Genomic DNA, 20,100 nt, shown 5'->3' with positions numbered 1-20,100 from the left:
GTATGAACAAGCCATATCCTATGGCGGAAAGCAGGTGGCCGCGCTATGAAAAAACTTGATCATGTCGGCATTGCCGTCAGCTCTATTGATGCCGCGAGAGGATTTTACGAACGGATGCTCGGGCTTACGTATATGGGAGACGAGCTGGTAAGCGGCCAAAATGTGAGAGTTGCTTTTTTAGAAGCGGGAGGCACAAAGCTTGAGCTGATTGAGCCGCTGTCGGACGCGTCTCCCGTCAGCTCTTTTTTACAGAAAAGAGGCGAAGGACTGCATCATTTGGCATTCCGCTGCGCCGATATGAAGGAAACGATCAAGGAGCTTGAATCATGCCGCATGACTTTGATCCATCATGAACCGCAAAACGGCGCGGGCGGGAAGAAGATCGCATTTCTCTCTCCAAAAGAGGCGAACGGGGTCCTGATTGAGCTTTGTGAAACAATAGAAAAAGGAGAAACTCAAGATGAGCATGAGTGATCATATCAGACACTTAAACGAAAGACGTTCCTTTTTAACAAACGGCGGCGGAGCGGAAAAAAATGAAAAACAGCACAAAAAAGGCAAGCTGACGGCAAGAGAAAGAATTGACTATTTATTGGACGAAGACAGTTTTTCAGAGCTGCAGCCGTTTGCCAAAAGCCGCATGCCCGGGTGCCGGAATGCTCCGGGAGACGGAGTCGTTACCGGATACGGCACAATTGACGGACGGCCCGTGTATTTGTTTGCCCATGACTTTACTGTACTCGGCGGGACGCTCGGCGAGACACATGCGGAAAAAATCGCGGCGGTGATGGATCTGGCGGCGAAAAACAAAACCCCGATCATCGGGCTGAACGACTCAGGTGGTGCGAGAATTCAAGAGGGTGTGGTATCATTAAATGGATACGGTCATATCTTTAGGCGCAACGTCCTTTACTCGGGAGTGATTCCGCAAATTTCTGTCATCCTTGGGCCGTGTGCCGGCGGTGCTGTTTATTCACCCGCATTGACGGATTTTGTGATTATGGCGGAACATACGTCGCACATGTTTATTACAGGCCCGAAAGTCATTGAACAGGTTACGGGTGAACAGATTGACGCGGAAAGTTTAGGCGGTGCGGGAATACATAATGTGATAAGCGGAAATGCCCACTATTCCGCACGAACGGAAAAAGAGGCTCTTTCCGCTGTGAAAACCCTGCTTTCTTATCTCCCGCACGGCGGACAGACGGCATTGCCCGTTAAAAAGGAAGACGCCAGACCGTTATTAAATACCCTCGTTCCCGCGGGCAGTTCGAAACCTTACGATGTGTTACAGGTAATAAAAGAGCTGGCGGATGACGGAACGTTTTTTGACATTCAGCCGTATTTTGCCAAAAACATTGTTGTCGGTTTTCTGAAACTTGGACGGCGTACAGTCGGTGTTGTCGCAAACCAGCCGAAACACTTGGCGGGGAGCCTCACGATTGATGCCGCTGACAAAGCGTCGAGATTCATCCGTTTTTGCGACGCGTTTCATATTCCGTTATTGACAATCGCTGATGTTCCGGGATTTCTCCCGGGCTTTCAGCAGGAACATGCGGGAATCATCCGTCACGGAACAAAATTGCTGTATGCTTTTGCCGAAGCGACGGTGCCGAAAGTGACGCTCATCATCAGAAAAGCTTACGGAGGCGCCTATGTCGCCATGAATTCGAAAGGGCTCGGGGCAGATCTTGTATTCGCCTGGCCCAATGCGGAAATCGCCGTGATGGGAGCGGAAGGCGCGGCGTCGATTTTATACAGCAGAGACATACAGGCTTCTGACGACCCGGAGAAAACGAAGCGCGAAAAAAAAGCCATATACGAAAAGGAAAACGCCGGTCCGTATAAAGCGGCGGCCTGCGGAATGGTGGATGATATCATCCGGCCGGAAGACTCGAGGAAAAAATTGATTCAGGCATTTGACATGCTTGCGCATAAGGAAGAGGAAAGACCGAAAAAAAAGCACGGTAATATACCGCTTTAAACGGAGGGAACTGAAAATGGTAAACGAAAAACGTCTGCTTGAAGAATTTCTTGAACTCGTTCAAATTGATTCAGAGACAAAACATGAAGCGGAAATCAGCAAGGTGCTCAAACAAAAATTCACTGATTTAGGATTGAGCGTAAAAGAAGATGATACAAAAGAAGTGACGGGGCATGGAGCCGGCAACTTAATCTGTACGTTAAAGGGCACAAAAGATGCGGATACGATTTATTTCACATCGCACATGGACACGGTTGTCCCGGGCAAAGGCGTTAAGCCGATTGTGGAAGACGGCTATGTAAAATCCGACGGCACGACGATTCTAGGCGCTGATGATAAGACGGGTCTTGCCGCAATGTTTGAAGCCATTAAAGTGCTGAAAGAACAAAACATCGAGCACGGCACCATTGAATTCATTATCACGGCCGGAGAAGAATCGGGATTAGTCGGGGCAAAAGCAATGGATCGTTCAGACATTACCGCGAAATACGGTTTTGCGCTTGATTCAGACGGAAAAGTCGGCAACATTATTGTAGCCGCGCCGACACAAGCGAAAGTGAGAGCAACCATTTTCGGGAAAACGGCTCATGCGGGAGTAGAACCGGAAAAAGGCATCTCCGCGATTACAATCGCGTCAAAAGCGATCTCTAAAATGCCGCTCGGCCGTATTGATAAAGAAACAACGGCTAATATCGGACGTTTCGAAGGCGGCACGCAAACCAATATCGTCTGCGACCAGGTTGATATTCTGGCTGAAGCGCGTTCATTAGTGCCTGAAAAAATGGAAGCGCAAGTGCAAAAAATGAAAGAAGCTTTCGAATCTGCTGCAGCTGAGATGGGAGGCCGCGCGGAAGTGGACATCGCGGTCATGTATCCGGGTTTCAAATATCAGGACGGCGATCAGGTTGTGGAAGTCGCGAAAAAAGCGGCGGCAAAAATCGGCCGGCCGAGCGAACTTCAGACGAGCGGCGGCGGAAGTGACGCAAACGTCATTGCCGGCCACGGCATTCCGACAGTCAACCTGTCAGTAGGCTATGAACAAATCCATACGAAAAATGAAAAAATGCCGATTGAAGAGCTCGTCAAAACGGCGGAAATGGTCGTTGCCATTATCGAAACAGCGGCCAACTAAAAACGAAGCACCCAGTTGATTGGGTGCTTTTTTCATTCTTCATAATAATTGGCTTAAAGCCTTGCAGATACAAGAAAAAAACCCTGCCGGATAGGTTCCGGCAGGGTTTCAGTATTATGATTTGGCGGGCTCCGCCTGAGCCGCAGCTTGTTTCTTTTTATGATGCGTCTGCTGTAAAAGTACATTCTGCACTGTCAAAAACAGTCCGCTTGTAAACCAGTAAAGCGGCAGCGCAGCCGGTACGTTAAGTGAAAAAATGGTCATCATGACAGGGAAAATAAAGACCATGATTTTTGCTGACTGCATCGTGGCCGGATTTTGAGCAGCCGGTGAATATTTCTCGTTTAATTTTTGGGAAATATAAGCCTGTAAGAAATACATGGCCCCCGCGCACAGTGATACAAGAATATCTGAATGCCCTAAGCTGAACCACAGAAATGAGTGTGAAGCGATTTCCGGCGTTGAGCGGATGGCGTAATAAAAACCGATCAAAATCGGGAATTGCACCAGCATCGGAAGACATCCCATTGCCATCGGATTCAGATTGTGCTCACGGTAAAGCTTCATCATTTCCATTTGCAGTTCTTTTTGTTTTTCCGCATCTTTCGTTTGTTTCATTTTAGCCTGAATGCTGTCGACCTGCGGTTTGATCACAGCCATTTTTTCCTGGAACACCCGCTGTTTCTTAAATTGGTTCACAAACAAAGGCAATACAACGATCCGGACGATAATCGTCACCAGAATAATCGACAGTCCGTACTCACCGTGGAACAGGCCCGCCACACCTTTTAAAAGTGCCGAAAACGGCTCGATCAGGTAATCGTGGAAAAAACCGATATTCCCGAGGCCTCCCGTCTGAGTCTGAGATGTCGCCGCAAAAGCCGAGCGGCCTGTGCACAGTACGATAAAAAATAATCCGAATGCGATCCATTTTTGATATGTTTTAGACAATTATGTTTCCTCCTTTTTATCTTCACTTGCCGTTATAAAAGGAGGAAGCTGACATCTTCATCATCATTCGCCGGTGAATTCATGCGGATGATTTTACGTATCCAAGTTGTAATGCGATGATATATAATAATAAGAAAGTCTGTTCGGTTCAGCTGAACGACTGCTTGATGTTCATCTATTCGTTTCGTTCTCCAATGCTCGCCTGCGCGGCGCTCACGCAAAAGAAAAGCGATGCCGATCGCGGTCAGAGCGGGAAGAATAATTGTGAAAAAATCGACTAAAAATAAAAAGTCATTCATTGACTCAAGAATCATTTTATCACATCCATTCAGCTCTTATTTTACTACATATATATAAGGTTGTCTATGAAAGGAAAGGAGGCGCCGGGAGTGGCCGGAAAAGGGAGAATTATATTTCATATCGATATGAACAGTTTTTATGCCTCCGTAGAGATGGCGTATGATCCGTCTTTAAGAGGAAAACCTATCGCCGTTGCCGGAAACGTGAAGGAACGGAAAGGAATCATCGTCACCTGCAGCTACGAAGCGAGAGCGCGGGGCGTAAAGACCACCATGCCGGTGTGGCGGGCAAAACGCCTCTGTCCGGAACTCATCGTCGTGCCTCCGAATTTTGACCGCTACCGGAGTTCGTCAAAAGAAATGTTCAGCATTCTGAGGGAGTATACGGATTTAGTCGAGCCTGTTTCTATTGATGAAGGATACATGGATATTACGGACACACCGCACAGCTACAGGGCGTATGAGACAGCCGAAGACATTCAGGCGAGACTGCAAAAAGAGCTTTTGCTTCCGTCAAGCATCGGTATCGCCCCGAATAAATTTCTCGCCAAAATGGCGTCTGACATGAAAAAACCGCTCGGCATCACCATTTTAAGAAAAAGAGAGCTGCCGGACGTCTTATGGCCTCTTCCGATTGAAGAGATGCACGGTATAGGAACGAAAACTGCGGAAAAAATAAAAACGCTCGGCATCAAAACGATCGGTGATTTGGCAAAAGGAGATGAACATGCGCTGAAAACGCTTCTCGGCATAAACGGCCCGAGGCTGAAGGATAAAGCGAACGGCATCCATCCTGCAGAAGTCAATCCCGAGCGGATTTATGAATTTAAAAGCGTCGGCAACTCATCCACCCTGTCGCATGATTCGGCTGACTGGGATGAATTAACGGGCGTGTTTGACCGGCTCGCGCTGTCTGTGAGCGAACGGCTCCAGCGTAAGGAGGTCATGGCCTGCCGGCTGTTCATCATGATTCGGTATGCGGATTGGAAAACGGTCACAAGAAGCATGACCCTCAGCAATCCGGCTGATCAGAAAAAAGACATCATGGAAGCGGCGATGGAACTGTTTGACAAGCACTGGAACCAAAATCCGGTAAGGCTTCTCGGCATCACCGGGACGGAACTGGTTGAAAAACAGCAGGCGTATAAACAGCTTGATCTGTTTTCATTCAAGGAGGACGCAAAGGATGAGCCGATTTTTCAGATGATGAACGAGCTGAATGAAAAGTACGGCCAAAACCTGATCAGAAAAGGCGCCGTTATAAAAAAAGAAGAAAGCAAAACAAGGGGAACGAGCTTTAACAGAGACTTTTTTCAGGATGAAAAGAAAAGGTGAATAACTTGAAAAAAGGGGTTATGTATGATAATTTCTTTAGTATAAATATCATTTTATTTTAATTTAAATTTTAAAATGGTTAAACGTTTGAAGAAGGGACGTTAGAATATGTCAAAACAACAAATCGGAGTTATCGGTCTTGCGGTAATGGGTAAAAATCTGGCTCTTAACATCGAAAGCCGGGGATTTTCTGTGTCTGTATACAACAGATCAAGCAGCAAAACGGAAGAGTTTTTAGAAGAGGCAAAAGGCAAAAATGTTGTCGGTACATACAGCATTGAGGAGTTTGTCCAGTCTCTTGAAACACCCCGTAAAATTTTATTAATGGTTAAAGCGGGAACTGCAACGGATGCGACGATTCAATCTCTTCTTCCTCATCTGGAAAAAGACGATATTTTGATTGACGGCGGAAATACATACTATAAAGATACACAGCGCCGGAACAAAGAGCTTGCCGAAAGCGGCATTCACTTTATCGGAACGGGTGTATCAGGCGGTGAAGAGGGAGCGCTGAAAGGGCCTTCTATTATGCCGGGCGGCCAAAAGGAAGCGCACGAACTCGTGAAACCGATTCTAGAAGCCATTTCTGCTAAAGTGGACGGAGAAGCTTGTACGACATACATCGGCCCGGACGGAGCGGGGCACTATGTAAAAATGGTGCACAACGGTATCGAATACGGTGACATGCAGCTGATCTCTGAGTCATATTTCATTCTGAAACAGGTGCTCGGACTGTCTGCCGAAGAGCTTCACGAAGTATTCGCTGAGTGGAACAAAGGAGAGCTTGACAGCTACCTGATCGAAATCACGGCTGACATTTTCACTAAAAAAGATGAAGAAACGGGCAAACCGCTTGTTGACGTTATCCTTGATAAAGCAGGCCAAAAAGGAACGGGTAAATGGACAAGCCAAAGTGCTCTTGACTTAGGCGTGCCGCTTCCGATTATCACTGAATCTGTTTTTGCGCGTTTCATTTCCGCAATGAAAGAAGAACGTGTGAAAGCAAGCGGTCTTCTGTCCGGACCAGACGTTAAGCCGGTCACTGAAAATAAAGAAGAGCTGATTGAAGCGGTCAGAAAAGCGCTCTTCATGAGTAAAATCTGTTCTTACGCACAAGGCTTCGCCCAAATGAAAGCCGCGTCTGAAGAATATAACTGGGATCTGAAATACGGTGAAATCGCGATGATTTTCCGCGGCGGCTGTATCATCCGCGCGGCGTTCCTGCAAAAGATCAAAGACGCGTATGACCGTGAACCGGAGCTTGACAACCTGCTGTTAGACAGCTACTTCAAAAACATTGCAGAAAGCTACCAAGGCGCCCTTCGCCAAGTGATTTCACTTGCCGTAGCCCAAGGCGTGCCGGTACCTTCGTTCTCAAGCGCACTTGCGTATTACGACAGCTACCGTACGGCAGTGCTTCCTGCAAACTTGATTCAAGCGCAGCGTGATTACTTCGGCGCGCATACGTATGAACGCACAGATAAAGAAGGCATTTTCCATACTGAATGGATGAAGTAATGAAGAAGCCCCCGCAGTTATTGCGGGGGCTTTTCTGATATTAAAAACCGCGGGCCGTCCATGAACGGCGCCGCGGTTTTTGATGTTTTCTTATATATTCCACCAGTGGAGACCGTCTTTTTCAAGAAGATCGTCCGAAGCTTTCGGTCCCATTGACCCGGCTTCATAATTCGGAGAAAGGGTTTTGTCGGCTGCCCACGTTTCGGAAATCGCATCGACGAAATTCCAGGAAAGCGCCACTTCGTCCCAATGGGCAAAGTTTGTCGCATCACCGAGCAGACAGTCATGGATTAATTTTTCATAGGCTTCCGGTGTGTTCATTTCATCACTGCAGTTGCTGCAGTAATCCAGCTTAATCGGCTGAGCATGAGCGGCTCCGCCTAATTTTTTAGCGTTCAGATATAGTGTGATGCCTTCATCCGGCTGAATATGGATGACAAGCAGGTTCGGATTTACATTCGTTTCATTGCCGTAATAAAGGTTCATCGGAATGTCTTTAAATTGAACGACGATTTTCGTTGATTTTTCTTTCATCCGTTTCCCTGTGCGGATATAAAACGGAACGCCGGCCCAGCGGAAGTTATCGATTAACAGCTTTCCGGACACGAATGTTTCCGTATTGGAATCCGGTGCTACATTTTGTTCATCTGTATAGCTCGGTACAGCGTTTCCGTCAATCGTTCCCGCTTGGTATTGTCCGCGGACGAAGAAGTCACTCACTTCGTTTGGAGCGACAGGGCGGAGAGCTCTCAGCACCTTCACTTTTTCGCTTCGGATTTCTTCCGTGTTCAGTTTAATCGGCGGTTCCATCGCCAAGAGAGCGACCATTTGTAAAATATGGTTTTGAACCATATCACGGAGTGCGCCTGATTTTTCATAATATCTCGCGCGATCCTCAACGCCGAGATCCTCACTTGACGTAATCTGGATGTTTGAGATGTAGCGGTTATTCCACAGCGGCTCAAACAGCGCATTCGCAAACCGGATGACTTCGATATTTTGAACCATTTGTTTGCCTAAGTAATGGTCGATCCGGTAAATTTGATCTTCCGTGAAAGCTTCGCGTATTTCTTTGTTAAGCTCTTTCGCACTCGGCAGGTCATGGCCGAACGGTTTTTCAATGACGAGACGGGACCAGCCATTTGTCGCTGTGACACCTTCGTTTTTAAGTGATTTTGCGATAGTGCCGAAAAACTCAGGAGCCATCGCCAAGTAAAACATTCTGTTGTTCGGGATTTCATATGTATGTTCAAGCTGATCAAGCAGGACATTCAGCTCCTGATAGGAACCCGGATTCGTTACATCAAACGGATGGTAATAAAAATGAGATGTGAAATCGTCTATGTCTTTTTGCCCGGCAGAAGAAACAGACGTTTTAACGGTTTCCCGGAGGTCCTCGTTTGACCAAGGTCTTCTTCCAACACCTACAACTGCAAACTCTTCACCAATTTGACCATTTTTATATAAACGGTGAATGGATGGGTAAAGTTTTCGTTTTGCCAAATCCCCTGTGGCACCAAATATTACAATTACTGCTTTTGGTTTGTCGTTTGTTTTCACTTAGAGTACCTCACTTTATCTGAAGCATGGTTTAAAACCCCGCATATTTCCTTCATTTTAAATCTAAAATTCGTTGAAAGCAAACATTTCAGCCTGTTTTTTGCGGTTTGCGGAAAAAAATTAATCAGGCCGGAGAAGGCCCGGGTGAATTCACATTTTCAGCCTGATCCTGTATCCTTAGTAGTACAAAGATCTAGGAGGAAGCATTGTGGAATTATTATTTTTAGGGACGGGGGCCGGCATGCCGGCAAAGACGAGAAACGTAACGTCCGTCGCGCTGAAGCTTCTTGAAGAAAGGCGTTCCGTATGGCTGTTTGATTGCGGAGAAGCCACTCAGCATCAGATATTACATACAACAATCAAACCGAGGAAAATTGAGAAGATTTTCATCACCCACCTTCACGGGGACCATGTTTACGGTCTTCCGGGTCTGTTGGGGAGCCGTTCATTTCAGGGCGGTGAAGAAGAGCTGACGATTTACGGGCCAAAAGGCATTAAAGCCTTTATCGAAACAAGCCTGCACGTGACGGCGACTCATCTGACGTATCCTCTTACCGTACATGAAATCGAAGAGGGGACGGTTTTTGAAGATGAGCAATTCATTGTTACCGCAGCATCCGTCATTCACGGCGTGGAAGCGTTCGGCTACCGGGTTCAGGAAAAGGATACTCCCGGGGCATTGCAGGCCGGCAGATTAAAAGAAATGAATATCCCGCCCGGACCCGTCTATCAGAAAATCAAAAAAGGCGAAACGGTCACACTTGACGATGGCAGAATCATTAACGGGCGGGATTTTTTGGAACCGCCGAAAAAAGGGAGAATCGTCGCTTTTTCCGGGGATACGAGGGCATCAGAGCGGGTAACGGAGCTGGCGCGCAATGCGGATGTGCTTGTTCATGAAGCGACGTTTGCCAAGGAAGATGCAAAGCTCGCACATAATTATTATCACGCAACGACAGAACAGGCTGCGCAAACGGCAAAAAAAGCAGGCGCCAAACAGCTGATTTTAACTCATATCAGCGCAAGGTATCAGGGTGAATCGCCGATAGAGCGTCTCGAACATGAGGCGAAAGCGGTATTTGAAAACAGTAAGATCGCATTTGACTTCATGGAGGTCACTGTGGAGCGGTCTTAAAAAATGGACGCTTGACATTTTTTTCTGATGAGATATAATAAAACGAAATAATTACGATTTGTATAAGGGGTGAAAATGATGCGTGTGAATGTTACATTGGCCTGTACAGAGACAGGGGACAGAAATTATATTACGACGAAGAACAAACGGACGAATCCGGACCGGTTAGAAATGAAAAAGTATTCACCCCGGTTGAAAAAGTATACGTTGCATCGTGAGACAAAATAGATCACGATAACAAAAGCCATTGTGCCGCTGCACAATGGCTTTTGTTTAATCAGTTTACCGCCTGATAGGCAGGAGCATTCATTTGCTGGCGCACCGCGCACCAAACATCATAAATGGCAAGGTGGACGATGTGCGGTTCATCGTGGTGAATGGCATGAGAACTGTTTTTGGCCTGAATCCATCCGCTTTGATAAGAGACATCAAGCATGCTTCTGTGCAGTTTCACCCATTGTTCATGAGCGTGCTTTAAGTGCTCATCCCGCTCTCCCGATGATAAAATCAACAGGGGCATATCGCCGAAATGAATCTGCTGATGCTTGATCTGACGAAGGCTCGTCAAAAATTCCGCGTGTGATCCTTCCAATATGAACTGTTTCAAATAGGCGGCTTTCATTTCTTCGGGAAGAAGCGGAAGCACTTTCGTCTCCTGATCCTCAGAAACCGGATCAAGCATCACCATCCCGAGAATATCCCGGCGGTTCCGGCTCGCCCAAAGTCTGCTGATAATCGCGCCGTATGAATGCGAGACGACAAGATAAGGAGGCTCGACGCCGGCCTTCAGAAGAAGAGCGTTTAATTCCTGTACCATGTGGTCCGCCGTTCTCTTGTTTCGGCTTTGTCCGCTTTTGCCGATTCCGGCTCTGTCATATGTGAAAACCCCAAATTCTTCATCTATGTCAGCGAGTAATGATGTCCATGTTTCAGAAGAAGTGCCGTAGCCGGCTTCAAAGACGATCGTCACTTCGCCGGCGCCTTTACGGTGTTTCGTATAAAACGGACACCCGTCAATCAGATATGTCCTTTCCATCCATGCTGCTTTCATTGGAGTCATCCCCTCTAATTGGTTCTATAGGGAAGACGGAGAAGCTTCGGCAATCGTTTCTCAAAAAATAAAAAAAGAGACAGCCGGATCGAAAAACTCCGGCTGTCACTTCATCACCATGCTCTGTCGTATTGAACCGGTGACGGTATTTCAGTATTCAGCTGCTTCGCTGCACTCCTTGCAAAATGCGGATCGCGCAGAAGTTCTCTTGCGACAAAAATAAGGTCAGCGCGGTTGTTTTGCAGAATTTCTTCCGCCATTGTTCCCGTCGTTATCAAACCGACGGCGCCTGTTGCGATTTCGGCCTGTTCACGGATTTTCTCCGCAAAGCTCACTTGGTAGCCTGGGAAGACGTTAATATCAGCTTGAACGAGTGCGCCTGAGCTGCAATCAATGAGGTCGACTCCCTGTTCTTTCATCCACTTCGCAAAACCGATATGATCCGCAATGTCCAGCCCTTTGTCTGTATAATCCGATGCAGAAATACGGACAAATAACGGGCCGTCCCAGACTTCCTTGACGGCTTCAATGGTCTCGCCTAAGAAGCGGTAGCGATTTTCATGTGAGCCTCCGTATTCGTCTGTACGGTGATTGGACAGAGGGGACAAAAATTCGTGCATTAAGTAGCCGTGTGCCGCATGAAGTTCAATAATGTCAAAGCCGGCTTCTTTCGCGCGCGCCGCTGCCTGTTTGAATTCCTGAATGGTTTCTTTAATTTGTTCTGTCGTCATTTCAGCCGGTGTTTTGGACTGCTCATCAAACGGAATGGCTGACGGAGCGTAAATGTCTCCCTCAAGCTCAGCTTTACGTCCGGCGTGCGCAAGCTGAATGCCGATTTTAGATCCTTGTGCTTTCACTTGTTCCGTCAGTTTGGCAAAACCTTCGATATGATCATCGCTCCAAATGCCCAAATCCTGATCGGAAATTCGCCCCTGCGGATTAACGGCTGTCGCTTCCACGATAATCAGGCCGACCTGTCCGATAGCACGCGATATGTAGTGCGCCATATGAAAAGGCTGCAGTTTTCCGTCCTTCTCATGTGAGGAATACATGCACATCGGTGCCATAACAATACGGTTTTTGATCGTTACATCTTTAACGGTCCATGGTGTGAATAATTTTCTGGCCATTTATTTCGCCTCCCGGAATGTTTTAGACATTGATTATAACAATTCATGATCATTCAGTCATATAAACTGCTCACGACTGAGTGCATTGTTATTATTGTTCTGGAAGGGCATTTTTTTATACACATCGGTGCCGTATCTTCATAACAGGCATTTACAGCCGATCATATAGCAAATATAGATGAGAAACGCACCGATGACTGCGTGGCCTCCTTTGAACCAGTTTGTCAGGATGAAAATACTGCTGATGAAGATCACCGCGCCGAAGGCACCGAATATTCCGTTTTTTTGAGCGGCTCTGAAATCGTCGGCGCTCATATTTTTCAGCTGCAAGTGAATATTCAGTAACGTCATGATCGGCAGCAATGTAATAACGCCTGATAAAAATAAGTATTTCGATTTGCTTAAATACGCGGCGGCCACCATAATGGTGCCGCCGATAAAAAATTGAATGAGAAAACTCATGCTGAAACGCTCACCTTCTGTTTGTTATCAAGTATAATGATGGAGACATTGCCATTTTATTTTTGATTGATGTATAAGTAAACTAAATATAACTAATGCATTGGATAATAAAGAATGATATCTGGGAGATGAAGCCGGTTGGATTTAAAGAAGCATTTAGCCTTTATTAAAACGGTTGAAAGCGGCAGCCTGACCCAAGCCGCTGCCATATTGAATTACACACAGCCGAACATCAGCCAAATGATCAGTAAATTAGAGGAAGAGTACGGTTTTCCGCTTTTGATCAGACAGCGGCATGGAGTGAGGCCGACCGCAAATGGCTTGAAAGTGTTACATATTATGAAGGAAATTCAAAAAAACTATGAAAAACTGTCTGAAACCGTTGATAATATTAATGGGTTAGAAAGAGGGGAAGTCCGGCTCGGCACTGTTACGAGCGTGGCGGTAAAATGGCTGCCGAAAATTTTGAGGGAATTTAATGAGCTGTATCCTTCCATTAAGGTGCATTTGTTTGAAGGAAATTCTACTGAACTGGAAGAATGGCTGAAAGATGACCGGATTGATGCGGCGATCGGGACATCCCACAGCGAGAAGTGGCATTTTTACCCGTTGGCAGAGGACCCGATTGTAGCGGTGATGAGCCCACAGCATGAATTGGCGCAATGTGAAACGGTTCCGTTACATGTCATGGAGTCCGTCAAATGTATCGTGCCTTATCCGGAGACACATTTTGATGTGCTGAAAGTACTGAAGGAAGAAAAGATCACGCCGCGGGTCGCCTATCAAATCAGAGGGGATGAAGCGATTATTGCAATGGTGCGGAACAATCTGGGGATCAGCATCTTGCCGCAGCTTTTGGTGAATGATTGTGATGTGCTCATCAAACGGTTCGACCGGTATGTCTCCAGGCAGCTCGGCATTTTGACAGCTCATGCAAAGGAGACGCAGACACCTTCTGTCCAGAAACTGATTCAATGCATACAAGAATGGGTTGCGGTCCATCAGGCTTCTGTCTGAAGAAGCCTGATATGCGTTTAAGCCGGTTCAGCATAATAGACCAGCATAAAATATGTCACCGGTTCCCGAGGAATTAAAATAACTGCGGCGTCGCCCGAAGTCAGCACATGCTTTTCGTCATAAAGCTCAACCGTCAATTCACCGCTTTTGATTAAAAAGTATTCTTCCCCTAAATGTGATTTTGCCTCATGGGCGCAGCCCGGCTTCAGGTCAACTATGCCTTGAAAACAAAAAGTCTGACCGTGACGGTGGTGAGCGGGATTTCGTCTGTTTATATAAAAAGGGCATCAACGGCACATGCTGTTGATGCTTTTTTTGACATGCTAGGGTTTGGAGAGCACTTCAATTCCGACGTTGACCATTTTGTCCAGTCCCATAAAAGACAGGCAGATTTTGGCGCGTCTTTTTCTTTTATCGATCTTTTTAATAATGCCTTCCATTCCTTTAAGAGGCCCTGAGGCAACGGTTACTTTTGAATTTTCAATATAGACTTTTGAATAATCTACAGTGTCTCCTTCTCCGATCAGCCTGATAATAGGGAGGATTTCTTCATCCGTAATTGTCGTGAAATAGGTTTTACGCTCTTTGGAATAATATGCGCCGTTATTCACGATTCTGCATGAAATGGGGAGTTCTTTGATTTTATGAAATGTCCGCTCTGTCATCTTCGTTTTAAACAGCACATATCCCGGAAACATCTTTTTGAGTGCCTCGTATTTAATTCCGGCTTTTCGTTCTGTGACTTTTTTCTTGGGTATGATTGAGTAGAGAGCCTGCTCATCAAACTGCAGACGCAGAAATTTTTGAACTGTTTCTTCTTTTCCGGACTCTACAAAAAGTGCGTACCATTTCATGACTGGATCCTCCTTAGAATAATAAGAAATTATTATACAAAGAAAGTATTTAATGGATAGTATTTAAAATGATTAAAAATTTTTCTAATTCGTCTTTTTTTTACATAATATATGAAAATGAAAAATAAGTATAGACCCAATTGACAGAGAAGCGATGAATTTTCTTTGACATGAAAAGGGTTCAGGGAATTATCTGACATTTATCCCGAAACAATTATGCCGACTGTCCACCGAATATAAAACTGTGGAATAAATGTCAGAAAATAACGAAATAAAGCCTTGACATTATTATCTATAAATTGATATTATTCTCTTTAAATAGCAACTATTTGTTAAATTTATTAAATTGATGTAAAGCACCTATTAAATTTCAATCGCTGTTTCGGCACGTTGAAGAGGAAATAGGGATTATAAAAATGATTGTAGTGTATATATCTACATATACATGATAAGGGGGAAGTGTGCCGTCATCGCTGTTTTCGGGCATATTGGCACTGCAGCTTGTCATGAGAAACATTCAGTAAACAAGCAATATGTTTTAATATAAATTATGTTAGAAAAGGAAAACACAATGCGTTTGCGATTTTTAAACCTGTGCTGAATCGCAAACGCGTTTGTGTTTTTATTTTTATGCCGGTGTTTACACCAGTCAATATATGAAAATAAGAGACGTTTTTGTATGGAGAACCACATGTGATGTACAAAATTGGCGATGCGGAAAGGATGAGGATAAGATGCTTACGTTTGTGTTCCCGGGGCAGGGTTCTCAATTTAAAGGAATGGGAGCCGGACTGTTTGATGAATTTCAAGATCTGACACGTCAGGCTGATGACATATTAGGCTACTCTATAGAAGAATTGTGTCTGGAGGATCCGAATCACCAACTGGGGAAAACGCAATTTACCCAGCCGGCGTTATATACGGTGAGTGCACTCAGTTATTTAAAGAAAATGAAAGAGTCCGGCAGAGAGCCTGATTACGCCGCAGGGCACAGTTTAGGAGAATATAATGCGTTATTTGCGGCCGGCTGCTTTGATTTTGAGACCGGTTTGCAGCTTGTAAAAAAAAGAGGGGAGCTCATGAGCAAGGCAGCTCCCGGAGGCATGGCGGCGGTTTTGGGGTTTACGGCTGAACAAGTAAAAGAGGTTCTATCCGATTATCATCTGACCGGCATTGATATCGCTAACCACAATTCACCTTCACAAATTGTGATCGCCGGAACGAAACAAGACATTGAAAAAGCGGGCCCCGTCTTTGAAAAAGCCGGCGTGAGAATGTACCTTCCTTTAAATGTGAGCGGCGCCTTCCATTCCCGCTATATGAAAGATGCTGAAAAAGAGTTTGCAGATTATTTAGAAGAAACGGCGTTTTTGCCTCTTCGTTTTCCGGTGATCTCAAATCTTCATGCCGCACCTTATAAGAATGATGAAATCAAAACAAATCTGACTCTGCAAATGACCAATCAGGTAAAGTGGACGGACACGATACGCCGTCTGATGGGACTTGAAAATAATGAAATTGCAGAAGTCGGGCCCGGGGAAGTGCTGACAAAACTGACGCGTCAGATTAAAAAAGATGCCGTCCCATTACCTATGCCGAAAGAAGAGTCTGATACTGCTGATGTTAAAGCATCGGCAGCTGATTCGCAAAAAACGGCGGGAATGAGATTAGGGAACGAAGATTTTAAAAAAGATTATAACATCCAATATGCTTACATGACGGGCTCCATGTACAGGGGAATTGCTTCGGAACAGATAGTCATTAAAGCGGCAAAAGCGGGAATGCTGGGCTTTTTCGGAACGGGCGGATTGAGTATCGAACGGATCGGACAGGCCATCGGAACCATCCGGTCTGCACTGCGGCAAGGGGAAACATTCGGAATGAATCTTCTTCATCATATGATGTCACCTGACAAGGAAGTCAGAATGATAGATTTATATTTGAAAAACGGCATTCATCTTATTGAAGCATCGGCATTTATGGGCATAACCCCCGCTCTCGTGATATACAGGGCAAAGGGATTAAGCAGGAATCATGACGGGTCGGTGTCAGTTCAAAACAGAATCATCGCGAAAGTATCCCGGCCTGAAGTCGCTGAGGCCTTTCTAAGTCCGGCTCCGGCTCATGTGCTGGAAAGACTTGTGTCTGACAATCGGCTGACAGCCGGGGAAGCGGCGCTTGCAAAAGAAATTCCGATGGCTGATGACATTTGCGTTGAAGCGGATTCAGGAGGGCATACCGACCAAGGGATTCCGTATACATTAATACCTGCCATGATCAGACTCAGAGACCGCATGATGGAGAAGCACGGTTATGCGAAAAAAGTAAGAATCGGCGCAGCCGGGGGCATCGGCACTCCGGAAGCGGCTGCTGCGGCGTTTCTGCTCGGCGCCGAATTTATCGGAACCGGTTCTATTAATCAATGCACGGTCGAAGCCGGGACAAGTGATTCAGTGAAAGATCTGCTTCAGGAAGCGAACGTGCAGGATACGTCATACGCTCCCGCGGGAGATATGTTTGAAGCGGGAGCAAGGGTGCAGGTGCTGAAAAAAGGACTGTTTTTCCCGGCAAGAGCCAATAAACTCTTTGACTTGTACAGACAATACAATTCTTTAGATGAAATAGATGAAAAAACGAAAACATTAATTGAAGAAAAGTATTTCCAGCGCAGTTTTGAAGAAGTGTATGAGCAGTTGAAACGTGATAAATCTCCTGAACAGATCGCCAAAGCCGAACAGAATCCGAAACACAAAATGGCGATGGTATTTAAATGGTATTTTTCTCATACGACAAGGCTCGCTCTGGAAGGAAAAAGCGAAAGTAAAATAGATTACCAAATTCATTGCGGCCCTGCGCTCGGCGCGTTTAATCAATGGGTGAAAGGAACCCCGCTTGAAAATTGGAGAAACAGGCATGTCGATCTGATCGGCAAACAGCTCATGGAAGAAACAGCCGGCCTTCTTGCGCAAAGGCTGGAATCGATTACAGGCTGAGTATGACCAGCCATTACATTTTTTCTGCGGAGGACAGACCATGCTGATTGAAAATCATGAATTAACGATGAGCCATGTCGGGTTAGGGAATTTGAATGAGTACGCGCTGCTGCTGTTATTCGGCAACGCACACAGTCACCATTTAACGGACGGAACGGGATTCCGGCCTGATCAGATGGCCGATCACCAAGGGCTGATTTTGTATCCGGCTTATTTTATGACACATCTCAAAGTTCCTTCAGATAAGCCTCTTGATCAGTACCGATTATGGGACGAGGTTTCCGTCGGAGTCGATATCTCCCGGTTTGGAGAAACCATATTAGAATCTGATTATTTGTTCGGGCCGAAAGGAGCGGTCAGCTCTGATAAAAGCGAGTGGGACCGCGGACGGTTTCCTTCTATGAAAGCCAATAGTTTAATTGTCGTCGACGTCACACAAACAGAAGGTTCGACCCGCAAAGTCTCAGCGCCTAAGGCTGAATGCATTGCGGAACTTTCTAAGCTAGCCAAGCCGCCTTACGCGCTGATGCGGTCAAAGAAAATCAGAACGGACGCCTTCGGTATGAAGCCGGGCAATCTCAAAACAGCAGACCCCGTTTCATATCGGGTTCCTGTTGATCAGGATGCTGCGCCGGGGCATGCCATGGTGTTTGCGAAATTCAGCAAGATAATGGATGCGGCGGAATTTGAATGGATGACGCGCCGGTCGAAGCCGGGTTTTCCGGTTTCAATCGCGCGGCATTTATTTTTGCTTGAAAGAGAGACGTATTATTACGGAAATTGTTTTGCAGATGAAGAGCTTGATATTTATATGACGGGACACATTGAAGAATGCGATCCCGACTTTCACGGTGAGTCCCTCGGTATGATCTCAGTGGCGAAAATCAGCTATCAGATTGAAGTCTATATGAAAAGAAATCATACATTGCTGGCCATTTCCAAGGTGGATAAGCTGCTGGCGGTGCCGACCTCTTCACAAGATCATATTCCGGATTATAAACGGGTCATCAGGAGTTTATAAAATGAAGAATGGAGCTGAAAGTAAATGGAACAAACCAAGGAAATGAAGCAGATCATCGCTCAAATCATTCAGGACATTCAAGAACAGCAGTCATATCGGGCCGTCGAAGCGGGAGATGATGTGAGAGTCATAGAGGATCTGGGCTTCTCATCACTGGATATCGCTCAATTAGTCGCACAGATGGAGATGGAAACCGGAGTAGATCCTTTTTCCCAAGGAGAAACGATTTCCAGCATTACAACCGTCGGCAGCATTTGTGATATTTATCAAAAATATATGGACAGTGCTCAATCATGAAAACAGAAAGCGGGGGAGATATCAGCTGGGTGACTGATAAGCTTAGGGAAACGCAAGACAGTGAGTTTCTCATTTTTAAAGGGCAGACTTTTACGTATGATGATTTGCTGACACGAATCAGCTTTTTTCAGAAAGAACTTGAACAAAACGGAATACCTGAAGGAGAATGTGTGGCGCTTATCGGGGATTATTCCCCGAACGCCATTTTTTTGCTGATGGCGCTTTTGTTAAACCGAAATATCGTTGTCCCTCTCAGTAATGAGTCAAGGGAAAAGCATCTCGATATGTTTGAAGACGCGAAAGTGAATCAAATCATTGAAATAAATGAAAATGACAGCTGGACGCTTCGTGAAGGTTTTGAAAGCGCCTCTCACCCTCTGCTTGATGATCTGCGCGAGAGAGGGGAGTCAGGCATTATTATTTTCACATCGGGAACCTCCGGCAAAAGCAAAGCATCCGTGTTAAGCGCCGGCCGGCTGCTTGAAAAATATAAAACGGCGAAGAGAAAACCGCTGCGTACGCTTATTTTTCTGAAATTGGATCATATCGGCGGCATTAATACGCTGTTTGCGATTCTGTTTAACGGGGGGACGATCGTCACATCAGACAGCAGAACGCCGGAGTCCGTTTATCAGGCGGTCGACAAACATGCTGTCCAAGTGCTCCCCGCCACCCCGACCTTTTTAAACATGCTGCTGATGTCCAAGGCGGATGCCGGATATAACCTCTCTTCACTCCGGCTGATCACTTACGGCACAGAGCCGATGCCCCAATCAACGCTGCGCGGCATCCACCGGCTGTTTCCGGATGTACGGCTGAAACAAACATACGGATTAACTGAACTGGGTATATTCTCAACGAAATCAAAAGACAGCCAATCCACTTGGATGAAAGTGGGCGGTGCCGGAACAGAGACCAAAATTACCGGAGGCACGCTTTGGGTCCGTTCTGAGTCGGCGATGCTCGGCTATTTAAACGCACCGTCACCCTTCGATGAGGACGGCTGGTACGACACCGGTGACCAGGTGGAAACAGACGGCGAATATATAAGAATTCTCGGAAGAAAGAGTGAAATCATTAATGTGGGCGGAGAGAAAGTGTTTCCGGCAGAGGTGGAAAGCGTCTTTCTGGAGATACCGAATGTCCGGGATGTTCTCATAACGGGCAGAAAAAATCCGATTACGGGCGAGATTGTCGCGGCAGAGGCCGTGCTTGAAAAAGAGGAAGATATCAAATCTTTCAGAAAGCGGGCCGTAGCTCATTGCAGACAGAAGCTGCAGCCATATCAGATACCGCAGATCATCTCTGTTACAGATCGGAAACTGTCTAATGATCGATTTAAAAAAATAAGAAACGTGTAA

20 protein-coding genes are annotated in these 20,100 nt (G+C 46.0%); 12 read left to right on the top strand and 8 right to left on the bottom strand.

The annotated features are described in order from the left end of the window. The first annotated feature begins 45 nt into the window (after positions 1-45). The 3 genes from mce to GNE05_RS12555 are packed head-to-tail and all read left to right on the top strand — an operon-like array spanning position 46 to position 3,116. Positions 46-474: a methylmalonyl-CoA epimerase gene (gene mce, locus GNE05_RS12565; RefSeq protein ID WP_021494289.1), complete on the top strand. Its 429-nt coding sequence runs from the start codon at positions 46-48 to the stop codon at positions 472-474. Beyond that, entirely contained in the window at positions 461-1,984 is a 1,524-nt protein-coding gene (locus GNE05_RS12560; protein ID WP_416346499.1) for an acyl-CoA carboxylase subunit beta, read from the top strand. Before mce ends, GNE05_RS12560 begins: the two co-directional genes overlap by 14 nt. 16 nt (positions 1,985-2,000) lie before the next feature. After that, positions 2,001-3,116 carry a tripeptidase T gene (locus GNE05_RS12555; protein WP_003153237.1) on the top strand — a complete coding sequence of 372 codons (1,116 nt, stop codon included), beginning with the start codon at positions 2,001-2,003 and terminating at the stop codon, positions 3,114-3,116. A gap of 114 nt (positions 3,117-3,230) precedes the next feature. On the opposite strand, the gene GNE05_RS12550 is transcribed toward GNE05_RS12555, so the two are convergent. Next, entirely contained in the window at positions 3,231-4,067 is an 837-nt protein-coding gene (locus GNE05_RS12550) for a membrane protein insertase YidC (protein WP_022552990.1), read from the bottom strand. Positions 4,068-4,099: 32 nt separating this feature from the next. Then, the gene (locus GNE05_RS12545; protein ID WP_061862375.1) at positions 4,100-4,381 is read right to left on the bottom strand and encodes a hypothetical protein; all 282 of its coding nucleotides are present in this window, start codon (positions 4,379-4,381) and stop codon (positions 4,100-4,102) included. 75 nt (positions 4,382-4,456) lie between these two features. Between GNE05_RS12545 and GNE05_RS12540 the strand changes: the two genes are divergently transcribed. Together GNE05_RS12540 and gndA are read left to right on the top strand one after the other, a co-directional pair. Beyond that, positions 4,457-5,701, top strand: coding sequence for a DNA polymerase IV (locus tag GNE05_RS12540; RefSeq protein ID WP_061862374.1), 1,245 nt, complete (start codon positions 4,457-4,459; stop codon positions 5,699-5,701). A gap of 108 nt (positions 5,702-5,809) precedes the next feature. Next, a complete protein-coding gene (gene gndA / locus GNE05_RS12535) occupies positions 5,810-7,219 on the top strand; it encodes an NADP-dependent phosphogluconate dehydrogenase (RefSeq protein ID WP_003153241.1) in 1,410 nt (469 codons plus the stop codon). 90 nt (positions 7,220-7,309) lie between these two features. Here gndA and zwf read toward each other — a convergent pair whose 3' ends face one another. Continuing rightward, a complete protein-coding gene (zwf, locus tag GNE05_RS12530; protein ID WP_012117935.1) occupies positions 7,310-8,779 on the bottom strand; it encodes a glucose-6-phosphate dehydrogenase in 1,470 nt (489 codons plus the stop codon). Between the two features lie 208 nt (positions 8,780-8,987). On the opposite strand from zwf, the gene rnz reads away from it, so the two are divergent. Together rnz and rpmG are read left to right on the top strand one after the other, a co-directional pair. Further along, positions 8,988-9,914: a ribonuclease Z gene (gene rnz, locus GNE05_RS12525; protein WP_061862373.1), complete on the top strand. Its 927-nt coding sequence runs from the start codon at positions 8,988-8,990 to the stop codon at positions 9,912-9,914. A 78-nt stretch (positions 9,915-9,992) separates the two neighbouring features. Continuing rightward, the gene (rpmG, locus tag GNE05_RS12520; protein WP_003153246.1) at positions 9,993-10,142 is read left to right on the top strand and encodes a 50S ribosomal protein L33; all 150 of its coding nucleotides are present in this window, start codon (positions 9,993-9,995) and stop codon (positions 10,140-10,142) included. Positions 10,143-10,191: 49 nt separating this feature from the next. Here rpmG and GNE05_RS12515 read toward each other — a convergent pair whose 3' ends face one another. The 3 genes from GNE05_RS12515 to GNE05_RS12505 form a co-directional block, all read right to left on the bottom strand. Continuing rightward, complete coding sequence (locus GNE05_RS12515) at positions 10,192-10,965, bottom strand: alpha/beta fold hydrolase (RefSeq protein ID WP_061862372.1); 774 nt, start codon at positions 10,963-10,965, stop codon at positions 10,192-10,194. A gap of 113 nt (positions 10,966-11,078) precedes the next feature. After that, a complete protein-coding gene (gene namA, locus GNE05_RS12510) occupies positions 11,079-12,095 on the bottom strand; it encodes an NADPH dehydrogenase NamA (RefSeq protein ID WP_003153250.1) in 1,017 nt (338 codons plus the stop codon). Positions 12,096-12,233: 138 nt separating this feature from the next. Then, on the bottom strand, positions 12,234-12,557 hold the full coding sequence (locus tag GNE05_RS12505) for a GlpM family protein (RefSeq protein WP_025649870.1): 324 nt from the start codon (positions 12,555-12,557) through the stop codon (positions 12,234-12,236). A 138-nt stretch (positions 12,558-12,695) separates the two neighbouring features. Here GNE05_RS12505 and GNE05_RS12500 point away from each other — a divergent pair, with 138 nt between their 5' ends. After that, positions 12,696-13,574: a LysR family transcriptional regulator gene (locus GNE05_RS12500; protein WP_012117931.1), complete on the top strand. Its 879-nt coding sequence runs from the start codon at positions 12,696-12,698 to the stop codon at positions 13,572-13,574. Positions 13,575-13,591: 17 nt separating this feature from the next. Here GNE05_RS12500 and GNE05_RS21290 read toward each other — a convergent pair whose 3' ends face one another. Together GNE05_RS21290 and loaP are read right to left on the bottom strand one after the other, a co-directional pair. Next, positions 13,592-13,783 (bottom strand): cupin domain-containing protein, encoded by a 192-nt coding sequence (locus GNE05_RS21290; RefSeq protein WP_233499541.1) that lies wholly within the window; start codon positions 13,781-13,783, stop codon positions 13,592-13,594. Between the two features lie 114 nt (positions 13,784-13,897). Then, complete coding sequence (gene loaP, locus GNE05_RS12490) at positions 13,898-14,428, bottom strand: antiterminator LoaP (RefSeq protein WP_022552995.1); 531 nt, start codon at positions 14,426-14,428, stop codon at positions 13,898-13,900. A gap of 734 nt (positions 14,429-15,162) precedes the next feature. On the opposite strand from loaP, the gene fabD reads away from it, so the two are divergent. The 4 genes from fabD to GNE05_RS12470 are packed head-to-tail and all read left to right on the top strand — an operon-like array spanning position 15,163 to position 20,100. Then, positions 15,163-17,421, top strand: coding sequence for an ACP S-malonyltransferase (gene fabD / locus GNE05_RS12485; protein ID WP_160182861.1), 2,259 nt, complete (start codon positions 15,163-15,165; stop codon positions 17,419-17,421). Positions 17,422-17,461: 40 nt separating this feature from the next. Further along, positions 17,462-18,442, top strand: coding sequence for an LnmK family bifunctional acyltransferase/decarboxylase (locus tag GNE05_RS12480; RefSeq protein WP_014418317.1), 981 nt, complete (start codon positions 17,462-17,464; stop codon positions 18,440-18,442). A gap of 24 nt (positions 18,443-18,466) precedes the next feature. After that, positions 18,467-18,739: an acyl carrier protein gene (locus tag GNE05_RS12475; RefSeq protein ID WP_003153264.1), complete on the top strand. Its 273-nt coding sequence runs from the start codon at positions 18,467-18,469 to the stop codon at positions 18,737-18,739. Beyond that, on the top strand, positions 18,736-20,100 hold the full coding sequence (locus GNE05_RS12470; RefSeq protein ID WP_160182860.1) for an ANL family adenylate-forming protein: 1,365 nt from the start codon (positions 18,736-18,738) through the stop codon (positions 20,098-20,100). The genes GNE05_RS12475 and GNE05_RS12470 overlap by 4 nt, the downstream gene beginning before the upstream one ends.

It is taken from the genome of Bacillus sp. AM1(2019), assembly GCF_009906915.1.
Lineage (GTDB): Bacteria > Bacillota > Bacilli > Bacillales > Bacillaceae > Bacillus > Bacillus velezensis.
This window is presented reverse-complemented; position numbering and strand designations above follow the sequence as displayed.

Coding starts and splice junctions, on each gene's coding strand:
- GNE05_RS12545 (WP_061862375.1), bottom strand. CDS start 4,381: ATGATTCTTGAGTCAATGAATGACTTTTTATTTTTAGTCGATTTTTTC.
- loaP (WP_022552995.1), bottom strand. CDS start 14,428: ATGAAATGGTACGCACTTTTTGTAGAGTCCGGAAAAGAAGAAACAGTT.
- fabD (WP_160182861.1), top strand. CDS start 15,163: ATGCTTACGTTTGTGTTCCCGGGGCAGGGTTCTCAATTTAAAGGAATG.
- GNE05_RS12505 (WP_025649870.1), bottom strand. CDS start 12,557: ATGAGTTTTCTCATTCAATTTTTTATCGGCGGCACCATTATGGTGGCC.
- mce (WP_021494289.1), top strand. CDS start 46: ATGAAAAAACTTGATCATGTCGGCATTGCCGTCAGCTCTATTGATGCC.
- namA (WP_003153250.1), bottom strand. CDS start 12,095: ATGGCCAGAAAATTATTCACACCATGGACCGTTAAAGATGTAACGATC.
- rpmG (WP_003153246.1), top strand. CDS start 9,993: ATGCGTGTGAATGTTACATTGGCCTGTACAGAGACAGGGGACAGAAAT.
- GNE05_RS12555 (WP_003153237.1), top strand. CDS start 2,001: ATGGTAAACGAAAAACGTCTGCTTGAAGAATTTCTTGAACTCGTTCAA.
- GNE05_RS12515 (WP_061862372.1), bottom strand. CDS start 10,965: ATGAAAGCAGCATGGATGGAAAGGACATATCTGATTGACGGGTGTCCG.
- GNE05_RS12480 (WP_014418317.1), top strand. CDS start 17,462: ATGCTGATTGAAAATCATGAATTAACGATGAGCCATGTCGGGTTAGGG.
- GNE05_RS12470 (WP_160182860.1), top strand. CDS start 18,736: ATGAAAACAGAAAGCGGGGGAGATATCAGCTGGGTGACTGATAAGCTT.
- gndA (WP_003153241.1), top strand. CDS start 5,810: ATGTCAAAACAACAAATCGGAGTTATCGGTCTTGCGGTAATGGGTAAA.
- GNE05_RS12560 (WP_416346499.1), top strand. CDS start 461: ATGAGCATGAGTGATCATATCAGACACTTAAACGAAAGACGTTCCTTT.
- GNE05_RS12475 (WP_003153264.1), top strand. CDS start 18,467: ATGGAACAAACCAAGGAAATGAAGCAGATCATCGCTCAAATCATTCAG.